This window comes from Kitasatospora sp. NPDC002551 (assembly GCF_040296005.1).
In the GTDB taxonomy this organism is placed as follows: Bacteria; Actinomycetota; Actinomycetes; order Streptomycetales; family Streptomycetaceae; genus Kitasatospora.
Genome location: NZ_JBEOWI010000040.1, coordinates 70167 through 87825, shown reverse-complemented (window position 1 = coordinate 87825; position 17659 = coordinate 70167). Strand labels below are relative to the sequence as shown.

General features: G+C 73.0%; 12 protein-coding genes. 6 read left to right on the top strand and 6 right to left on the bottom strand.

Annotation, left to right across the window (positions count from 1 at the left end; translation table 11 throughout):
* Positions 1-200: 200 nt before the first annotated feature.
* Positions 201-1190, bottom strand: coding sequence for a 2,3,4,5-tetrahydropyridine-2,6-dicarboxylate N-succinyltransferase (gene dapD, locus ABT093_RS28565; protein WP_502884338.1), 990 nt, complete (start codon positions 1188-1190; stop codon positions 201-203).
* 126 nt (positions 1191-1316) lie between these two features.
* On the opposite strand from dapD, the gene ABT093_RS28560 reads away from it, so the two are divergent.
* From ABT093_RS28560 to argF, 3 genes are all read left to right on the top strand, one after another.
* Positions 1317-2939: a 3' terminal RNA ribose 2'-O-methyltransferase Hen1 gene (locus ABT093_RS28560; protein ID WP_350569336.1), complete on the top strand. Its 1623-nt coding sequence runs from the start codon at positions 1317-1319 to the stop codon at positions 2937-2939.
* The gene (locus ABT093_RS28555) at positions 2936-5593 is read left to right on the top strand and encodes a polynucleotide kinase-phosphatase (RefSeq protein ID WP_350569334.1); all 2658 of its coding nucleotides are present in this window, start codon (positions 2936-2938) and stop codon (positions 5591-5593) included. The genes ABT093_RS28560 and ABT093_RS28555 overlap by 4 nt, the downstream gene beginning before the upstream one ends.
* 118 nt (positions 5594-5711) lie before the next feature.
* Entirely contained in the window at positions 5712-6713 is a 1002-nt protein-coding gene (gene argF, locus ABT093_RS28550) for an ornithine carbamoyltransferase (protein WP_350569332.1), read from the top strand.
* Between the two features lie 12 nt (positions 6714-6725).
* Here argF and ABT093_RS28545 read toward each other — a convergent pair whose 3' ends face one another.
* The 4 genes from ABT093_RS28545 to ABT093_RS28530 form a co-directional block, all read right to left on the bottom strand.
* Positions 6726-7289, bottom strand: a complete 564-nt coding sequence (locus ABT093_RS28545) for a superoxide dismutase family protein (protein WP_350569331.1) — start codon at positions 7287-7289, stop codon at positions 6726-6728.
* 79 nt (positions 7290-7368) lie between these two features.
* Positions 7369-7776 carry a type II toxin-antitoxin system VapC family toxin gene (locus ABT093_RS28540; RefSeq protein WP_350569329.1) on the bottom strand — a complete coding sequence of 136 codons (408 nt, stop codon included), beginning with the start codon at positions 7774-7776 and terminating at the stop codon, positions 7369-7371.
* A gap of 41 nt (positions 7777-7817) precedes the next feature.
* A complete protein-coding gene (locus ABT093_RS28535) occupies positions 7818-8885 on the bottom strand; it encodes a hypothetical protein (protein WP_350569327.1) in 1068 nt (355 codons plus the stop codon).
* Between the two features lie 101 nt (positions 8886-8986).
* Positions 8987-9523 (bottom strand): SigE family RNA polymerase sigma factor, encoded by a 537-nt coding sequence (locus tag ABT093_RS28530; RefSeq protein ID WP_350569326.1) that lies wholly within the window; start codon positions 9521-9523, stop codon positions 8987-8989.
* A gap of 340 nt (positions 9524-9863) precedes the next feature.
* Between ABT093_RS28530 and acnA the strand changes: the two genes are divergently transcribed.
* On the top strand, positions 9864-12527 hold the full coding sequence (acnA, locus tag ABT093_RS28525) for an aconitate hydratase AcnA (RefSeq protein WP_350569324.1): 2664 nt from the start codon (positions 9864-9866) through the stop codon (positions 12525-12527).
* A gap of 203 nt (positions 12528-12730) precedes the next feature.
* On the top strand, positions 12731-14080 hold the full coding sequence (locus ABT093_RS28520) for a glycoside hydrolase family 18 protein (RefSeq protein WP_350569322.1): 1350 nt from the start codon (positions 12731-12733) through the stop codon (positions 14078-14080).
* A gap of 75 nt (positions 14081-14155) precedes the next feature.
* Here ABT093_RS28520 and pepN read toward each other — a convergent pair whose 3' ends face one another.
* Positions 14156-16720, bottom strand: coding sequence for an aminopeptidase N (gene pepN / locus ABT093_RS28515; protein ID WP_350569320.1), 2565 nt, complete (start codon positions 16718-16720; stop codon positions 14156-14158).
* A 260-nt stretch (positions 16721-16980) separates the two neighbouring features.
* Here pepN and ABT093_RS28510 point away from each other — a divergent pair, with 260 nt between their 5' ends.
* Positions 16981-17631 carry a mycothiol-dependent nitroreductase Rv2466c family protein gene (locus ABT093_RS28510; RefSeq protein WP_502884337.1) on the top strand — a complete coding sequence of 217 codons (651 nt, stop codon included), beginning with the start codon at positions 16981-16983 and terminating at the stop codon, positions 17629-17631.
* The last annotated feature ends 28 nt before the right edge of the window (positions 17632-17659 follow it).

Here is a 17659-nt window from a genome sequence, read left to right as displayed (position 1 = left end):
CGCCGCGGGGGGGGGGGTGGTCCGCGGTCTCCGCGAACCCCCGCCACACCCTCACCGAGAAGAAGGGATTGGTTTTTCGGTTCGACCGACTTCCCACTCCGTTGCTTTCCTCGTTGCTTCATCTGGCGAGGCGGAGACGGGTGATGCCGGGCTTCGGGGGAGGCCTCGAAGCCCGGCATCACCGGTGGAGCGGGGGTGGGTCAGTTGTGGGCGTGGAGGTCGGCGTTCAGGCCGCCCCAGGAGCCGGAGCGGGCGATGACCTCGACGGCGCCGGTCTGCGAGTTGCGGCGGAAGAGGAGGTTGTCCTGGCCGGACAGCTCGACGGCCTTGGCCACGGCGCCGTCCGGGGTGGTGACCCGGGTGCCGGCGGTGACGTAGAGGCCGGCCTCGACGACGCAGTCGTTGCCGAGGGAGATGCCGATGCCCGCGTTGGCGCCCAGCAGGCAGCGCTCGCCGACGGAGACGACCTGCTTGCCGCCGCCCGACAGGGTGCCCATGATCGAGGCGCCGCCGCCGATGTCGCTGTGGTCGCCGACCACGACGCCCGCGCTGATCCGGCCCTCGACCATCGAGGTGCCGAGGGTGCCGGCGTTGAAGTTGACGAAGCCCTCGTGCATCACGGTGGTGCCCGCGGCCAGGTGCGCGCCGAGGCGGACGCGGTCCGCGTGGGCGATGCGCACGCCGGACGGGGCGACGTAGTCGGTCATCCGCGGGAACTTGTCGATCCCGTACACGGCGAGCTGCCCGCCCTGGGCGCGCACGGCCAGCCGGGCCTGCTCGACCTTGTCCACCGGGACCGGGCCGATGCTGGTCCACGCCACGTTGGCCAGCAGGCCGAAGATCCCGTCCAGGTTCAGGCCGTGCGGCCGGACCAGGCGGTGGCTGAGCAGGTGCAGGCGCAGGAAGGCGTCGTGCGCGTCGAGCGGCTTCTCGTCCAGCGAGGCGATGGTGGTGCGCACGGCGACCACCTCGACGCCACGGCGGGCGTCGGCGCGCAGCGCCTCGGCGGCGCCCGCGCCCAGCTCGGCCTCGGCCTGGTCGGCGGTCAGGAGGACGGTCCCGGCCGGGCCGGCCTCGGCGGTCAGCACGGGGGCCGGGTACCAGGTGTCGAGGACGGTGCCGTCCGCGGCGATGGTGGCCAGACCTGCGGCAACGGCGCCGCTCACGGGGGTGGTGGATTCTGCAGTCACATCGTGCACGTTAACGAATCCGGGCCGCCGGTGCCGAACACGCTCACCGTCCGGACGGGCACGTCGGCCGCGGGCCGCGACAAAATGCGGTGCTGGGGGAGTCGCTCCTGGGCGATACTCCGACGGGTGTTCATGTCGATCTCCACCACCGGTATCGCCGACAGCCCGGCCACTGACCTGGGCTTTCTGCTGCACAAGCACCCCGACCGGGTCCAGCGCTTCTCCACGGCGCACGGCGAGGCGCACGTCTTCTACCCGGAGGCGGGCGACGAGGCCTGCACGGCCGTGCTGCTGCTCGACGTCGACCCGATCGCGCTGGTCCACAAGGGCCGTGGCAAGGGCCGCGCCGGCTCGCCCGACTTCGCGCTCGCCCAGTACGTCAACGACCGCCCGTACGCGGCGTCCTCGTTGCTCGCGGTGGCGCTGCGCACGGTCTTCCGGACGGCCATGAAGGGCGTCTGCGAGGCCCGCCCCGGGCTGGCCGACCGGCCCCGCCCGCTGCGGATCTCGCTGCCGGCCGTGCCCGTCGGCGGAGGCGAGGGCGGCGGCCAGGGCGGCGGCGTGGCGCTGGCGGTGCGGCTCTTCGAGCCGCTGGGCTGGCGGGTCGAGGCGTCGGCGGTCCCGCTGGACGAGAAATTCCCCGAGTGGGGCGAGTCCCGCTACGTCCGCCTGGAGCTGTCGGCGGAGCTGGCCCGGCCGGCGGACGCGCTGCAGCAGCTGTACGTGCTGCTGCCGGCGCTGGACGGTGCCAAGCACTACTGGGTCGCCCCGGACGAGGTCGACAAGCTGCTCGCCGCCGGCGAGGGCTGGCTGGCCGGCCACCCGGAGCGGGCCCTGATCACCCGTCGCTACCTGTCGCGCCGCTGGTCGCTGACCCGGCGGGCGATGGAGCGCCTGGAGCTGGCCCGGCTGGCGGAGGCCGACGACCGCGAGGCCGACGAGGTCGACAACGCGATCGACGACAGCACGATCGACGACGCCACGGCCGACGACAACGCGGAGCGACCGGAGCGACCGGAGCGACCGGAGCGGCCGGAGCGGCCCGAGCAGCCGGAGCAGGCCGAGGAGCGGCCGCCCTCGCTGGCCGAGCAGCGCCGCACCGCGATCCTCGCCGCGCTGCGCGAGGTCGGCGCGGCCCGGGTGGCCGACCTCGGCTGCGGGCAGGGCGAGCTGATCGGCGCACTGCTGGCCGACCCGGCGTTCACCGAGGTGCTGGGCGTCGACGTGTCGGTGCGGGCGCTGTCCGCGGCCGCCCGCCGGCTGCGGCTGGACCGGATGCCGGAGCGCAAGGCGAGCCGCGTGCGCCTGGTCCAGGGCGCGCTGACGTACACGGACGCGCGGCTGAAGGGCTTCGACGCGGCCGTGCTCTGCGAGGTGATCGAGCACCTGGACCTGCCGCGGCTGCCCGCCCTGGAGTACGCCGTGTTCGGCGCGGCCCGGCCGCCGGCGGTGGTCGTCACGACGCCGAACTCCGGGTACAACGTCCGGTGGGAGAGCCTGCCGGCCGGTCACCTCCGGCACGCCGACCACCGCTTCGAGTGGGACCGCGCCGAGTTCCGCGACTGGGCCGGGCGGGTCGCCGCCGCCTACGGCTACACGGTCGACATCCGTCCGGTCGGCCCCGAGGACGCCGAGGTCGGCGCCCCCACGCAGCTCGCCCTGTTCCGCCTCGGTGACGGAGCTGGCACCGGAACCACCGGAACCACCGGAACCACCACCACGACGCCCGAAGGGGGCGAGACCCGATGACCGACGAGACCCGGACCGAGACCGGCGAAACCGAGACCGGCGAAACCGGGCCGACGGACGCCGCGTCGACCGCCCCCCGCCGCCTGCTGGTGACGGACGTCTCCCTGGTCGTGCTGATCGGCACCAGCGGCGCGGGCAAGTCCAGCTTCGCCCGCAAGCACTTCCTGCCCACCCAGGTCGTCTCCTCCGACTTCTGCCGCGGCCTGGTGGCCGACGACGAGAACGACCAGTCCGCCTCCGCCGAGGCCTTCGACGTGCTGCACTACATCGTCGGCAAGCGCCTCGCCGCCGGCCGGCTGACCGTCGTGGACGCCACCAACGTGCAGCCCGAGGGCCGCCGGCAGCTGGTCCGGATCGCCCGCGAGCACGACGTGCTGCCGATCGCCATCGTGCTGGACGTCCCGCCCGGCGTCTGCGCCGAGCGCAACCGCTCCCGCCCGGACCGCCGGCTGCCCGCGCACGTGGTGCCGCGCCAGCACCGCGAGCTGCGCCGCTCCCTGCGCGGCCTGGAGCGCGAGGGCTTCCGCAAGGTGCACGTGCTGCGCGGCGAGGCCGAGGTCGAGGCCGCCGAGATCGTGCCGGAGAAGCGCTTCAACGACCTGCGCCACCTCACCGGCCCGTTCGACATCGTCGGCGACATCCACGGCTGCCGCTCGGAGCTGGAGACCCTGCTGACCCGGCTGGGCTGGACCCTGGTCCGGGACGACGCCGGGCGCCCGGTGGACGCGGTGCACCCGGCGGGCCGCACGGCCGTCTTCGTCGGCGACCTGGTGGACCGCGGGCCGGACACGCCGGGCGTGCTGCGCCTGGTGATGGGCATGGTGGCGGCCGGGCACGCGATCTGCGTGCCGGGCAACCACGAGAACAAGCTCGGCCGGGCGATGGACGGCAGGAAGGTCACCGTCTCGCACGGCCTCCAGGAGTCGCTGGACCAGCTGGCGGGCGAGTCCGAGGAGTTCCGGGCCGAGGTGCGGGCGTTCATCCGCGGCCTGGTCAGCCACTACCTGCTGGACGGCGGCGCCCTCGTGGTGTGCCATGCCGGCCTTCCGGAGAAGTACCACGGCCGGGCCTCCGGCCGGGTGCGCTCGCACGCCCTGTACGGGGACACCACCGGCGAGACCGACGAGTACGGCCTGCCGGTGCGCTACCCGTGGGCGGAGGAGTACCGGGGCCGGGCGCTGGTGGTCTACGGCCACACGCCCGTCCCGGCGGCGTCCTTCCTCAACAACACCATCTGCCTGGACACCGGCTGCGTCTTCGGCGGCAGCCTGACCGCGCTGCGCTACCCGGAGCGGGAGCTGGTCGGTGTCGAGGCCGAGCAGGAGTGGTACGCGCCGGTGCGGCCGATGCACACCGACGCGCCGGGTGCCCGGGAGGGCCGCCCGCTGGACCTCGCCGACGTGGCGGGCCGCCGGGTGGTGGAGACCTCGCTGCACGGCCGGGTCGCGGTCCGGGAGGAGAACGCGGCGGCGGCCCTGGAGGTGATGAGCCGGTTCGCGATCGACCCCCGGCTGCTCGCCTACCTGCCGCCGACCATGGCGCCGAGCGCGACCTCGGGCCGGGCCGGCCACCTGGAGCACCCCGACGAGGCCTTCGCCGCCTACCGGGCGGAGGGCGTCGAGCGGGTGGTCTGCGAGGAGAAGCACATGGGCTCCCGCGCGGTGGTGCTGGTGGCGCGGGACGCTGCCGCGCTGGAGAAGCGGTTCGGGGTGAGCGGGCCGGGCGCGATCTGGACCCGCACCGGCCGGGCGTTCCTCGGGGACGGCGCGCTCACCGCCGCGCTGCTGGACCGGGTGCGGGCGGCCGCCGAGCGCTCCGGGCTGTTCGAGGAACTGGGCACCGGCTGGCTGCTGCTGGACGCCGAGCTGATGCCGTGGTCGCTGAAGGCGGTCGAGCTGCTGCGCCGCCAGTACGCGGCGGTCGGCGCCGCGGCGGGCGCGGCGCTGCCGCAGGTGCTGGCCGCGCTGGAGCGGGCCGGCGGGCGCGGGCTGGACGTGGCGGCGCTGACCGGGCGCCAGCGGCAGCGCGCCGCGGACGCGCAGGCGTTCACCGAGGCGTACCGGCGGTACTGCTGGCCGACCGAGGGCCTGGCCGGGATCCGGCTGGCGCCGTTCCAGGTGCTGGCCGCCGAGGGGGCGAACCTCGCGGTGCGCCCGCACGACGAGCACCTCGCCTGGTTCGACCGGCTGGTCGAGGCCGACGAGGCGCGGACGGGCGACACCGGCCCCGGCCCGCTGCTGCACCGCACCGACCGGCTGGTGGTGGACACCACCGACGAGGCGTCCGTCGCCGCGGGCGTCGCCTGGTGGGAGCGGCTGACCGGGGCGGGCGGCGAGGGCATGGTGGTCAAGCCGCTGGCCTCGCTGGTGCGCCGAGGGGCGGGGGAGGGCCGCCCGGGCACTCTGGTGCAGCCCGGGGTGAAGGTGCGCGGGCGCGAGTACCTGCGGATCATCTACGGTCCGGACTACACCGAGCACCTGGACCGGCTGCGCCGGCGCTTCCTCGGGCACAAGCGCTCGCTGGCGCTGCGCGAGTACGCGCTGGGGCTGGAGGCGCTGGACCGGCTGGCGGCGGGTGAGCCGCTCTGGCGGGTCCACGAACCGGTCTTCGCCGTCCTCGCCCTGGAGTCGGAGCCGGTGGACCCGCGCCTGTGACGGGTGGGGCGGGCGGAAAGCAGAGATGCTGCATATAAATTCTGAGCATCGTATAGACTTGCTGCTTTCCGCCCGTCGTCGTCACCGTCATCATCACCGTCACACCCAGGAGCCCGGCATGGCGTTCAACCTCCGGAACAGGCACTTCCTCAAGGAGCTCGACTTCACGCCCCAGGAGTTCCGCTTCCTGGTGGACCTCGCCGCCACGCTCAAGGCCGCGAAGTACGCGGGCACCGAGCAGCCGCGGCTGCGCGGCAGGAACATCGCGCTGATCTTCGAGAAGACCTCCACCCGCACGCGCTGCGCCTTCGAGGTCGCCGCCCACGACCAGGGCGCCACCACCACCTACCTGGACCCGGCCGGCTCGCAGATCGGCCACAAGGAGTCGATCAAGGACACCGCCCGGGTGCTCGGCCGGATGTTCGACGGCATCGAGTACCGGGGGCACGGCCAGGCGGTGGTAGAGGAGCTGGCCGCGTACGCCGGGGTGCCGGTCTGGAACGGCCTCACCGACGAGTGGCACCCCACCCAGATGCTGGCCGACGTGCTCACCATCACCGAGCACACCGCCGAGCCGCTCACCGAGGTGGCCCTCGCCTACCTCGGCGACGCCCGCTCCAACATGGGCAACTCGCTGCTGGTCACCGGCGCGCTGCTCGGCATGGACATCCGCATCGTCGCCCCGCGCGCCCTGTGGCCGGACGAGGAGGTGCAGAAGGCCGCGCGGGCGCTCGCCGAGACCAGCGGTGCCCGGATCACCCTCACCGAGGACGTCGCCGAAGGCGTGGCCGGGGCCGACTTCCTCTACACCGACGTCTGGGTCTCGATGGGCGAGCCCAAGGAGGTCTGGGCCGAGCGGATCGCGCTGCTCAAGCCCTACCAGGTGTCGATGGAGACGGTGCGGGCCACCGGCAACCCGCAGGTGAAGTTCCTGCACTGCCTGCCGGCCTTCCACGACCTGGGCACGGCGGTCGGCCGGCAGCTGTTCGAGGAGACCGGCATGGCCGAGCTGGAGTGCACCGACGAGCTGTTCGAGTCGGCGCACTCCGTCGTCTTCGACCAGGCCGAGAACCGGCTGCACACCATCAAGGCCGTCCTGGTCGCCACGCTCGGCGGCTGACGCGAGCGGCTCCTACCGCGCCGCGTCCGCCGCCTGCGCCCCGTCCGGGTCGTCCAGGTTCACGCAGGCGACCCGGTCGGCGGCGCCGTGCGCCCCGGCCGGTTCGCCCGCGTGCAGGACCAGCGAGCGGGCCTCGCCCGGCCGGGGCCGCCAGGCCACCGCCGCGGCGGCGGCGCCCTCGCCCCGCCCGTCGGTGCGCAGGGCGAGCCGCAGCTCGTTGCGGCCGTTGGCGTACGCGGGGTCGGTGGACGGGCTCACCGGGTCCACCACGTCCTGGTAGTGCGGACCGGACGCGGCCGGGTCGGCCCCGCACCTGCCGGTGTGCAGGTGCACCGGGAACTCGTGGCCGGCGGCCACCCCGGCCAGGCTCACGGTCAGGACCGTCCGGCCGGGCAGCGAGCGGTCCACCACCACCCGCACGTGCGAGCCGTACGGCACCAGGTCCGGTGCGTGGCTGATCGCGGACGGCGGGACGAACGCGGTGGCCGGGTCGAAGTCGGCCTCGGTGACCGAGACCGGGGCGGCGGCGGCCAGCAGGGCGAGCGGGAGCAGCGCGGCGGCGAGCGGAGCGGGCATCGGCGAACCTCTTCGGGTGGGGGGCGGGAGGCCGGACGCTCCGTTCAACGGCGCGCACCGCCCCCCGGACACGCCCGCGCTAGCCGTCGGCCCGGCGGATCCCCCGGATCTCGCAGCGCGGCCCGCTGGCCCGCATCAGCCGCAGGTCGGCGGTGACCAGCGGCGCCCCGAGCCGCTCCGCCACCGCCACGTAGGCGGCGTCGTCCGGCGTGAGGTTGTCCTTCAGCTCCCAGATCCGCCCGAGCAGCGGCTCGACCGGGACCTTGCGGATCGTCAGGCCCGGCAGCTCGGCGGCGAGCTCGCCGACCCGTTCGGCGGTCAGTTCGCGCGCCAGGTAGAGGCCGCGCAGCGACTGCATCACCTCGATGACGACGTGTTCGGGCGCCGCCCACTCCCGGTCCGCGGCCAGTTCGGCGCGGGCCGCGGCCCCCCGTTCGCCTTCGTCGGCCAGCGCCAGCACCAGCGCGGACGCGTCCACCACGATCATCGGTCGGCCCCCGTATCCGTTCCCGTCCCGTCATTCCGGGGTCACCGTACCGGGATGGGGTCGCCGGCCGGGGCGGAGGGGGCACCGGGACCCGGGTCCTCGTTGGAGTAGGGCTGGACGGCCTGCTCGGCCTGCTGCGCGGCCTCGGGGGTGATCCACTCCTGGAAGCGGGTGTCCATCGCGATGGCCTTGATCTGGTCGAGGGTGAGTGGCAGCCCGCTGCGGATCTGTTCGGGGGTGGCCGCGCCGGCCACCGTCGCCGTGTTGTTGACGTTGACCCGGACCTGGGTGCCGTCCGGGCGCAGCAGGTCGACGGTGCGGAAGAGCCGCTCGCCCTGGGCCAGCTCGGTGATCAGCAGGCGGCTGCCGTCCGGGAGTGCGGAGTCGGAGCAGTACTGGTACTGGTTGGTCGCGTTGGCCCTGGCGCAGGTGTAGTGCTTGTCGTAGAAGGCGGTGACCAGGTCCTGGTCGGAGCCCGGCTGGGCGGTGGTGAGGAGGGTGAGCGGGGCCTGGTTGGAGCCCGGCTGGGCGGTGGCGAGGAAGGTGAGGCTGCCGGAGGCGCCGACCATGGTGACGGAGACGGTGGCCGGGCCGTTCCCGTCGTCGTAGAGGACGGTGCCGCCGCTCTGCACGCTGGGCCGGGCCGGTCCGCTCACGAACGCGTGGTCGGCGTAGTAGATCATCGACGTGATGACCGCGGAGCGGCCGGAGTAGCCGGAGGTGGTGGCGCCGGCCGGCAGGGTCTGCAGCAGGGTGTGGACGGTGGCGCGGCCGGTCATGGCGACCTTGCCGGCGTTGGCCCCGGTGCCGGGCTGCTGCTGCTCGGGGCCGGACGAGGGCTTCGGCAGCGGGGCCGGGAACGCGCCTCCCGCGGCGGGTGCGACGCCGGGCCCGTCGCCGGAGTGCAGGCCGAGCGTGCCGCCGACGGTCAGCACGGCGACGGCGGCGACCGCGCCGGCCACGGTGGCCCGGCGGCGGCGCCGGATGCGGCGGCCGTGCTCGGCGGCGCCGGCGACCAGCGGTCCGAGGTCGGCGCCGACGCCGTCCATCGCCCGCTCGAAGGTGTCGGTGAGCCCCTGGGTGTTCCGGGGGTCGTTCGGTGCGTCCATTGCTGGTTCCTCGGTTTCTTCGGGATGAGCCGGATGAGCCGGATGAACTGGACAGGCAGGATGAGCCGGATGAATCGGGTGCGGTGGACGGTGCGGGGGCGTCAGGGGGCGGTGAGCTGCTCGGCGGCCTGGTCCCCGAGCACGCCGCGCAGCCGTCCGAGGGCGCGCAGCGCCTGGCTGCGCACCGCCCCGGGGCTGAGACCGAGTTCGGCGGCGGTCTCCTCGACGCTGCGGTCCTCCCAGTACCGCAGGACCAGGACGGCCCGGTCCCGGGGTGACAGCTCGGCGAGCGCGGCGAGCAGGGTGACCCGCAGCGCCGGGTCGCCGGCCGCGGGGTCGGGGCTGCCGGGAGGTTCCGGCAGGTCGCCGGGGGCGGGCCGTTCGCCACTGCGCCGCAGCCGCCGGTGGGAGAGGTGGGTGCGCACGAGCACGCCGCGGGCGTAGGCCTCCTGGTGCTCGGCGCGGCGGACCTTGGGCCAGGCGGCGTAGAGCTTGGCGAGGGTGGTCTGGGTGAGGTCCTCGGCGAGGTGCCAGTCCCCGCAGAGCAGCAGGGCGGTGCGGAAGAGGTGCTGTCCGCGGGCGTGGGCGAAGGCCTCGAACTCGGCGTTCTCCGCGGTACGTCGCGTCTTCCCGATCACGCTGTTCCCTGCCCCTCGCGTCCCGCGGACGGCGCCCGTCCGTCCCCTGTACCCGGATAGACGCGTGAGCCGGGGGCGCGCGTTACGGGGGGTTCGGCGGGGGTTCGGGGAGGATGCACCCGGTGGAGGCAGGCTGGAGGTGGTGCCGACGTGGCGGACTTCGCGGCATGCACTATGGTTTATCTCGACATCGAGATAACTCCGCCTTACGATATATCTCGACATCAAGATACTTGCCGAGAGGCGCTCACCGGCGGTGCGGGCAAGGTCAGCCTAAGTAAGGGTGACCTTACCACCGTGGCGGCCGGAAACCGCACGAAGCACCTAGAAGGAGTCAGTCGTGTCCGCGAACAGCTTCGACGCCCGCAGCTCGCTGCAGGTGGGCGACGAGTCGTACGAGATCTTCAAGCTCTCCGCCGTCGAGGGCTCCGAGCGGCTGCCCTACAGCCTCAAGGTGCTGCTGGAGAACCTGCTCCGCACCGAGGACGGCGCCAACATCACCGCGGAGCACATCCGCGCCCTCGGCACCTGGGACGCCGACGCCCAGCCGAGCCAGGAGATCCAGTTCACCCCGGCCCGCGTGATCATGCAGGACTTCACCGGTGTGCCGTGCGTGGTCGACCTCGCCACCATGCGCGAGGCCGTCAAGGAGCTGGGCGGCGACCCGGCCAAGATCAACCCGCTGGCCCCGGCCGAGCTGGTCATCGACCACTCCGTCATCGCCGACAAGTTCGGCACCCCGGACGCCTTCGTCCAGAACGTCGAGATCGAGTACGGCCGCAACAAGGAGCGCTACCAGTTCCTGCGCTGGGGCCAGACCGCGTTCGACGAGTTCAAGGTCGTCCCGCCGGGCACCGGCATCGTCCACCAGGTCAACATCGAGCACCTGGCCCGCACCGTCATGGTCCGCGGCGGCCAGGCGTACCCGGACACCTGCGTCGGCACCGACTCGCACACCACCATGGTCAACGGCCTGGGTGTGCTGGGCTGGGGCGTCGGCGGCATCGAGGCCGAGGCCGCGATGCTCGGCCAGCCGGTCTCCATGCTGATCCCGCGCGTCGTCGGCTTCAAGCTGACCGGCGAGCTGCCGGCCGGCACCACCGCCACCGACCTGGTGCTCACCATCACCGAGATGCTGCGCAAGCACGGTGTGGTCGGCAAGTTCGTCGAGTTCTACGGCGACGGCATCGGCGCGATCCCGCTGGCCAACCGCGCCACCATCGGCAACATGTCGCCGGAGTTCGGCTCGACCTGCGCGATCTTCCCGATCGACGCCGAGACCATCAACTACCTGAAGCTCACCGGCCGCGACGAGCAGCAGCTCGCCCTGGTCGAGGCGTACGCCAAGGAGCAGGGTCTCTGGCACGACCCGTCGCACGAGCCGGTCTACTCCGAGTACCTGGAGCTGGACGTCTCCACCGTCGTCCCGTCGATCTCCGGCCCGAAGCGCCCGCAGGACCGCGTGGTCCTCGCCGAGGCCGCCGAGAAGTTCGCCGAGGCGCTGCCGGCCTACTCGGCCGAGGCCTCCAAGCCGACCACCGTCACCGCCCCCGACGGCGCGTCGTACCAGATCGACAACGGCGCGGTCGTGATCGCCTCGATCACCTCCTGCACCAACACCTCCAACCCCTCCGTCATGCTGGGCGCCGCCCTGCTGGCGAAGAAGGCCGTGGAGAAGGGCCTGACGGTCAAGCCCTGGGTCAAGACCACCCTGGCGCCCGGCTCCAAGGTCGTCATGGACTACTACGAGAAGGCCGGCCTGCTCCCGTACATGGAGAAGCTGGGCTTCAACCTGGTCGGCTACGGCTGTGTGACCTGCATCGGCAACTCGGGCCCGCTGCCCGAGGAGGTCTCGGCCGCGGTCAACGAGTCCGACCTGGCCGTCGTCTCGGTGCTCTCCGGCAACCGCAACTTCGAGGGCCGGATCAACCCCGACGTCAAGATGAACTACCTGGCCTCCCCGCCGCTGGTGGTCGCCTACGCCCTCGCCGGCAACATGAACGTCGACATCACCAAGGACGCCCTGGGCCAGGACGCCGACGGCAACGACGTCTTCCTCGCCGACATCTGGCCGTCCGAGCAGGAGGTCGCCGACACCGTCGCCGGCTCCATCGACGAGGCCATGTTCGACAAGGGCTACCAGGACGTCTTCGCCGGTGACCACCGCTGGCAGTCGCTCCCGGTCCCGACCGGCAACACCTTCGAGTGGGACGCCGAGTCCACCTACGTCCGCAAGCCCCCGTACTTCGAGGGCATGGCCAAGACCCCGAGCCCGGTGACCGACATCGCCGGCGCCCGCGTCCTGGCCAAGCTGGGCGACTCGGTCACCACCGACCACATCTCCCCGGCCGGCAACATCAAGCCGGGCACCCCGGCGGCGCAGTACCTGACCGCCAACGGTGTCGAGAAGCGTGACTTCAACTCCTACGGCTCGCGCCGCGGCAACCACGAGGTCATGATCCGCGGCACCTTCGCCAACATCCGCCTGCGCAACCAGATCGCGCCGGGCACCGAGGGCGGCTACACCCGCGACTTCACCCAGGCCGACGGCCCGGTGTCGTTCATCTACGACGCCTCGCAGAACTACCAGGCCGCCGGCACCCCGCTGGTCGTCCTGGCCGGCAAGGAGTACGGCTCCGGCTCGTCCCGCGACTGGGCCGCCAAGGGCACCGCGCTGCTCGGCGTCAAGGCCGTCGTCGCCGAGTCCTACGAGCGCATCCACCGCTCGAACCTCATCGGCATGGGCGTCCTGCCGCTGCAGTTCCCGGAGGGCGAGAACGCCGACTCCCTCGGCCTGACCGGCGAGGAGACCTTCTCCATCACCGGCGTGACCGAGCTCAACGAGGGCCGCACCCCGGCGACCGTCAAGGTCGAGGCCGTCGGCGCGGACGGGACCGGCAAGGAGTTCGACGCGGTCGTGCGCATCGACACCCCCGGTGAGGCGGACTACTACCGCAACGGCGGTATCCTGCAGTACGTGCTGCGCAGCCTGATCAACGGCTGAGCACCGCGCTGAGCGCCGAGGAGGCCGGACCGCACCCGCGGTCCGGCCTCCTTCGCTTTGCCCGCCCGACGCCCCCGCTTTGCCGGTCTTTTGCATAGTGCGCCGACCCGGTCGGACCCCTTGTGCGGCGAGGGCGCGATGGGCTAAACCTCTGTCCCAGCTGGTCCAGACCAATTGACGCTGCTTCAGAGAATAGGTCCGGTATGCCCATTCGCCGCCCCGCCCTGCTCGCCGCCGCCACCGTCGCCGCGCTGCTCGCCTCCACCGCCGCCACCGCCACGGCCAGTGCCGCCGACGGCGCCAAGGGCCCCAAGCTGAAGGGCCAGCGGGTCGGTTACTTCACCTCGTGGGGTGCCGACAGCACCGCCAAGCGGGTCCAGCAGACCGGCCAGGCCGGCCGGCTGACCGTGATCAACTACGCCTTCGGCAACGTCTCCGCCGAGGGCACCTGTTTCGAGAGCAACGAGGCCGGCCAGGGCGACGCCTGGAACGACTACCAGCGCCCCTTCTCCGCCGCCGACTCGGTGGACGGCGTCGCCGACGCCCCGGGCCAGGCGCTCAAGGGCCACTTCAACCAGCTGCGCAAGCTCAAGGCGCAGAACCCCCAGCTCAAGGTCGTCATCTCGCTGGGCGGCTGGAGCTGGTCCAAGTACTTCTCGGACGCCGCCGCCACCGACGAGGCCCGCAAGAAGTTCGTCTCCTCCTGCATCGACCTCTACATGAAGGGCGACGTGCCGCGGCTGGCCGACTCCCCGGAGGGCGGCGCCGGCGTGGCCGCGGGCGTCTTCGACGGCATCGACGTCGACTGGGAGTACCCGGGCGGCGGCGGTGACGCGGGCAACGTGGTCCGCCCCGAGGACGGCCGCAACTTCACCCTGCTGATGGACGAGTTCCGCGAGCAGCTGGACGAGCTGGCCGACGAGCGCGCCCGGGCGGGCAAGGGCAAGGGCAAGAAGCCCGAGCACTACCTGCTGACCGCCGCCGTCGCCGCCAACGAGACCGTCGCCGACCGGCTGGAGCTGCCCGAGCTCGCCGAGTCCGTCGACTGGCTCAACCTCATGACCTACGACCTGCACGGGCCGTGGGAGGGCAAGGGCCCGACCAACCACCACTCCCCGCTCTACTCCGACCCCACCGACCCGGACGCGCGCCAGCGCAGCTCCGACAAGGCCGTCGACCACTACGCCCAGCGCGGCCTGCCCTCCCAGCAGACCGTCCTCGGCACCCCGTTCTACGGCCACGGCTGGACCGGCGTGCCGGCCGGCGACCGCAACGGCCTCCACCAGAAGGCCACCGGCACCGTGCCGGACCTCACCTACAAGGAGCTCAACGCGCTGCCCGGCTCCACCACCTACGTGGACCGCGACCACGGCGCGTCCTGGAAGTACGACGGCACCACCTTCTACAGCTTCGACTCGGCCGAGGTGCTCACCGAGAAGGCCCGCTACGCCCGCTGGAACGACCTGGCCGGTGTGATGGTCTGGGCGCTGGACGGCGACGACGCGCAGGGCAGCGCGATGGCCGCCCTGGACAAGGGTCTGCGCGGCAAGTGACCCGGCGCTGACCGGTCGTGAGAACGGCGGGGCCCGCCGCGACACGCGTCGCGGCGGGCCCCGCCGTCCGTCGTCTCAGGCCCGGTCGCAGGCCTGCGCCCGCAGCGCGCGGGCCAGGTCGTCCCGGCGCTCCAGCACCAGGCGGCGCAGCGCGGGCGCCGCGTCCGGGTGCCCGGTCAGCCAGCCGTCCGCCTCGGCCAGCGTGGCCTCGTCGACCTGCGCCTGCGGGAAGAAGCCGCCGACGATGCGCATCGCGATCTCGATGGTCCGCTCGGCCCAGACCCGCTCCAGCAGCTTGAAGTAGGGCGCGGCGTAGAGCGCGGTCAGGTCGCGGTGCGCGGGCACCGCGAAGCCGGCGATGTTGGCCTCGACCAGGGCGTTGGGCAGCTCGTCGGAGTCGACCACGGCGGACCAGGCGGCGGCCTTGGCCTCCGGGGTGGGCCGGGCGGCCAGGCACTGGGTGTGCTGGCGGCGCCCGCTCGCGGTGTTGTCGGCGGCCAGCTCCCCGGCCAGTTCCTCCTCGGTGGCCTGGCCGGCCGCGGCCAGCGCCAGCCACAGCGCCCAGCGCAGCTCCTGGTCGACCTCCAGACCGTCGATCCGGGCGGTGCCGGCCAGCAGGCCGCGGACCAGGCCGAGGTGCTCGGAGCCGTTGGCGGTCTGCGCCAGGAAGCGGGCCCAGGCCAGCTGGTGGTCGCTGCCGGGGGCGGCGGCGCGCAGCTCGTGCAGCGCGCCGTCGGCGAGCAGCCGGCCGCCCTCGCCGCGCCACGCCGGGTCGGCGTAGAGGTCGACGGCGCTCTTGGCCTGGCCGTGCAGGGACTGCAGGACGCCGATGTTGGCCTCCTGGCCGGCGAACCGCAGGACCAGCGCGACGTAGTCGCGGGCCGGCATCAGGGCGTCCCTGGTGAGGTTCCAGACGGCGGACCAGGCGAGCGCCCGGGCCAGGTCGTCCTTGATGTCGCCGAGGCCGGTGCGCAGGGTCTCCAGCGACTCCTCGTCGAAGCGGATCTTGCAGTAGGTCAGGTCGTCGTCGTTGAGCAGGACCAGCGCGGGCCGGGTGAGGCCGACCGCCTCGGCGACGGCGGTGCGCGCGCCGGTGACGTCCAGTTCGAAGCGGGCGGTGCGCACCAGCGCGCCGTCCTCGTCCCGGTCGTAGAGGCCGACCGCGATCCGGTGCGGGCGCAGTTCGCCGCCGTCCTGGAGGACGGCGAGTTCGGTGATCCGGCCCTCGGCGTCGGCGGTGAGCTGCGGGGTGAGGGTGTTGACGCCGGCGGTCTGCAGCCAGGCGGCGGCCCAGGACTTGAGGTCGCGGCCGCTGGTCTCCTCCAGGATGTCCAGCAGGTCGGCGAGTTCGGTGTTGCCGAAGGCGTGCCGCTGGAAGTAGCGGCGGGCGCCCTCGAAGAACGCGTCCGCGCCGGCGTACGCCACCAGCTGCTTGAGCACCGAGGCGCCCTTGGCGTAGGTGATGCCGTCGAAGTTGAGCTTGGCGTCCTCGAGGTCCCGGATGTCCGCGGTGATCGGGTGGGTGGTGGGGAACTGGTCCTGCCGGTAGGCCCAGGCCTTGCGCTGGTTGGCGAAGGTGACCCAGGCGGACTGGTAGCGGGTGCCGGCGCCGACCAGGCCGTAGGAGCCCATGAAGTCGGCGAAGGACTCCTTCAGCCACAGGTCGTCCCACCAGCGCATGGTGACCAGGTCGCCGAACCACATGTGCGCCATCTCGTGCAGCACGACGTTGGCGCGGCCCTCGTAGGCGGCGTCGGTGACCCTCGAACGGAAGACGAACTCCTCGCGGAAGGTGACGCAGCCGGGGTTCTCCATGGCGCCGATGTTGTACTCGGGGACGAACGCCTGGTCGTACTTGCCGAAGGGGTACGGGTAGCCGAACCGCTCGTGGAAGAAGTCGAGTCCGAGCTTGGTGACGCCGAGGATCTCGTCGGCGTCGAAGTACGGCGCGAGCGACCTGCGGCACAGCGCGGAGAGCGGGATGTCCAGCACGGTGCCGTCGTCGAGGGTGCGGCTGTAGTGGTCGCGGGCGACGTGGTACGGGCCGGCGACGACGGCGGTGAGGTAGGTGGAGATCGGCTTGGTCGCCGCGAACTCCCAGGTGCGGGCGGCGCCGTCCTCGGTGACGCTCTCGTGCGGGGCGTTGGAGCGCACGTCCCAGGCGGCCGGGGCGGTGACGGTGAAGGTGAAGGGGGCCTTCAGGTCGGGCTGCTCGAAGGTGGCGAAGACCCGGCGGGCGTCGGCCGGCTCGTAGTGGGTGTAGAGGTAGGTCTCGCCGTCGGCGGGGTCGGTGAAGCGGTGCAGGCCCTCGCCGGTGCGGCTGTAGGCGCAGTCCGCCTCGACGGTCAGGACGTTCTCGGCGGCGAGGCCGTCGACGTGCACCCGGGCGCCGTCGTAGGCGGTGGCCGGGTCGAGGGCGCGGCCGTTGAGGGTGACGGCGCGTACGGCGGGGGCGAGCAGGTCGACGAAGGTCGACGCGCCCGGTTCGGCGCAGCGGAAGGCGATGGTGGTGCTGGAGCGGAAGGTGGTGGCCGTCGGCTCGGGGGCCGAGGTCACGTCCAGCCGGACGTGGTAGCCGTCCACGGTGAGGATGCTGGCCCGCTGCTGGGCTTCGTCGCGGCTCAGGTTCTTGCCCGGCACGGCGGTACTCCTTTGTCCGGCTCGCACGGTGGTGGTGCGGTCTTCGCTGGTGCGGTGGTGCGGCGCGCTGTGGTGCTGCGGGAGCATCCTTTCACGCCCCCCGCGCCGGTACCATTGCACAACTCGGGCGGGCGGGACGGAATCAGCGGCGGGGGCCGGGCGTTGCGGTTCTGGGGGCACGGTCCCGTGCGGCCGCGCAGGCCCCCGACCGCACATCGTTCCCGCACTTCTTCCCGGACGACTCTCGAAGGACGACAGCCGTGACGACTGCCGCTGGTGCCACCGGCGCCGCCGAGCGCAAGACCGCCGACTTCTGGTTCGACCCGGCCTGTCCCTGGGCCTGGATGACGTCCCGCTGGCTGATCGAGGTCCAGCAGCTGCGCCCGGTGGACGTGAACTGGCACGTGATGAGCCTGTCGGTGCTGAACGAGGACCGGGACCTGCCGCCGCAGTACCGGGAGCTGCTGGACAACGCCTGGGGCGCGGTGCGGGTGTGCATCGCGGCCGCGCGGCAGCACGGTGACGAGGTGCTGGGCCGGCTCTACACCGAGCTGGGCACCCGCTTCCACAACCAGGGCCTGCCGCAGAACCGGGAGACGATCGAGGCGGCGCTGGCCGCGGCCGGGCTGCCGGTGGAGCTGGCGGACGCGGTCGGCACCGACGAGTACGACAAGGCGCTGCGCCTGTCGCACAAGGAGGGCATCACCCTGGTCGGCGAGGACGTCGGCACCCCGGTGATCGCGGTCGAGGGCGCGGACGGCGAGCGGGTCGCGTTCTTCGGCCCGGTGGTGACGCCGATCCCGCGCGGCGAGGCGGCGGCCCGGCTGTGGGACGGCACCCTGCTGGTCGCCTCGACGCCGGGCTTCTACGAGATCAAGCGGACCCGCACCGCGAGCCCGTCCTTCGAGTAACCCGCACGCGTCCGTACCCGGACGCGCG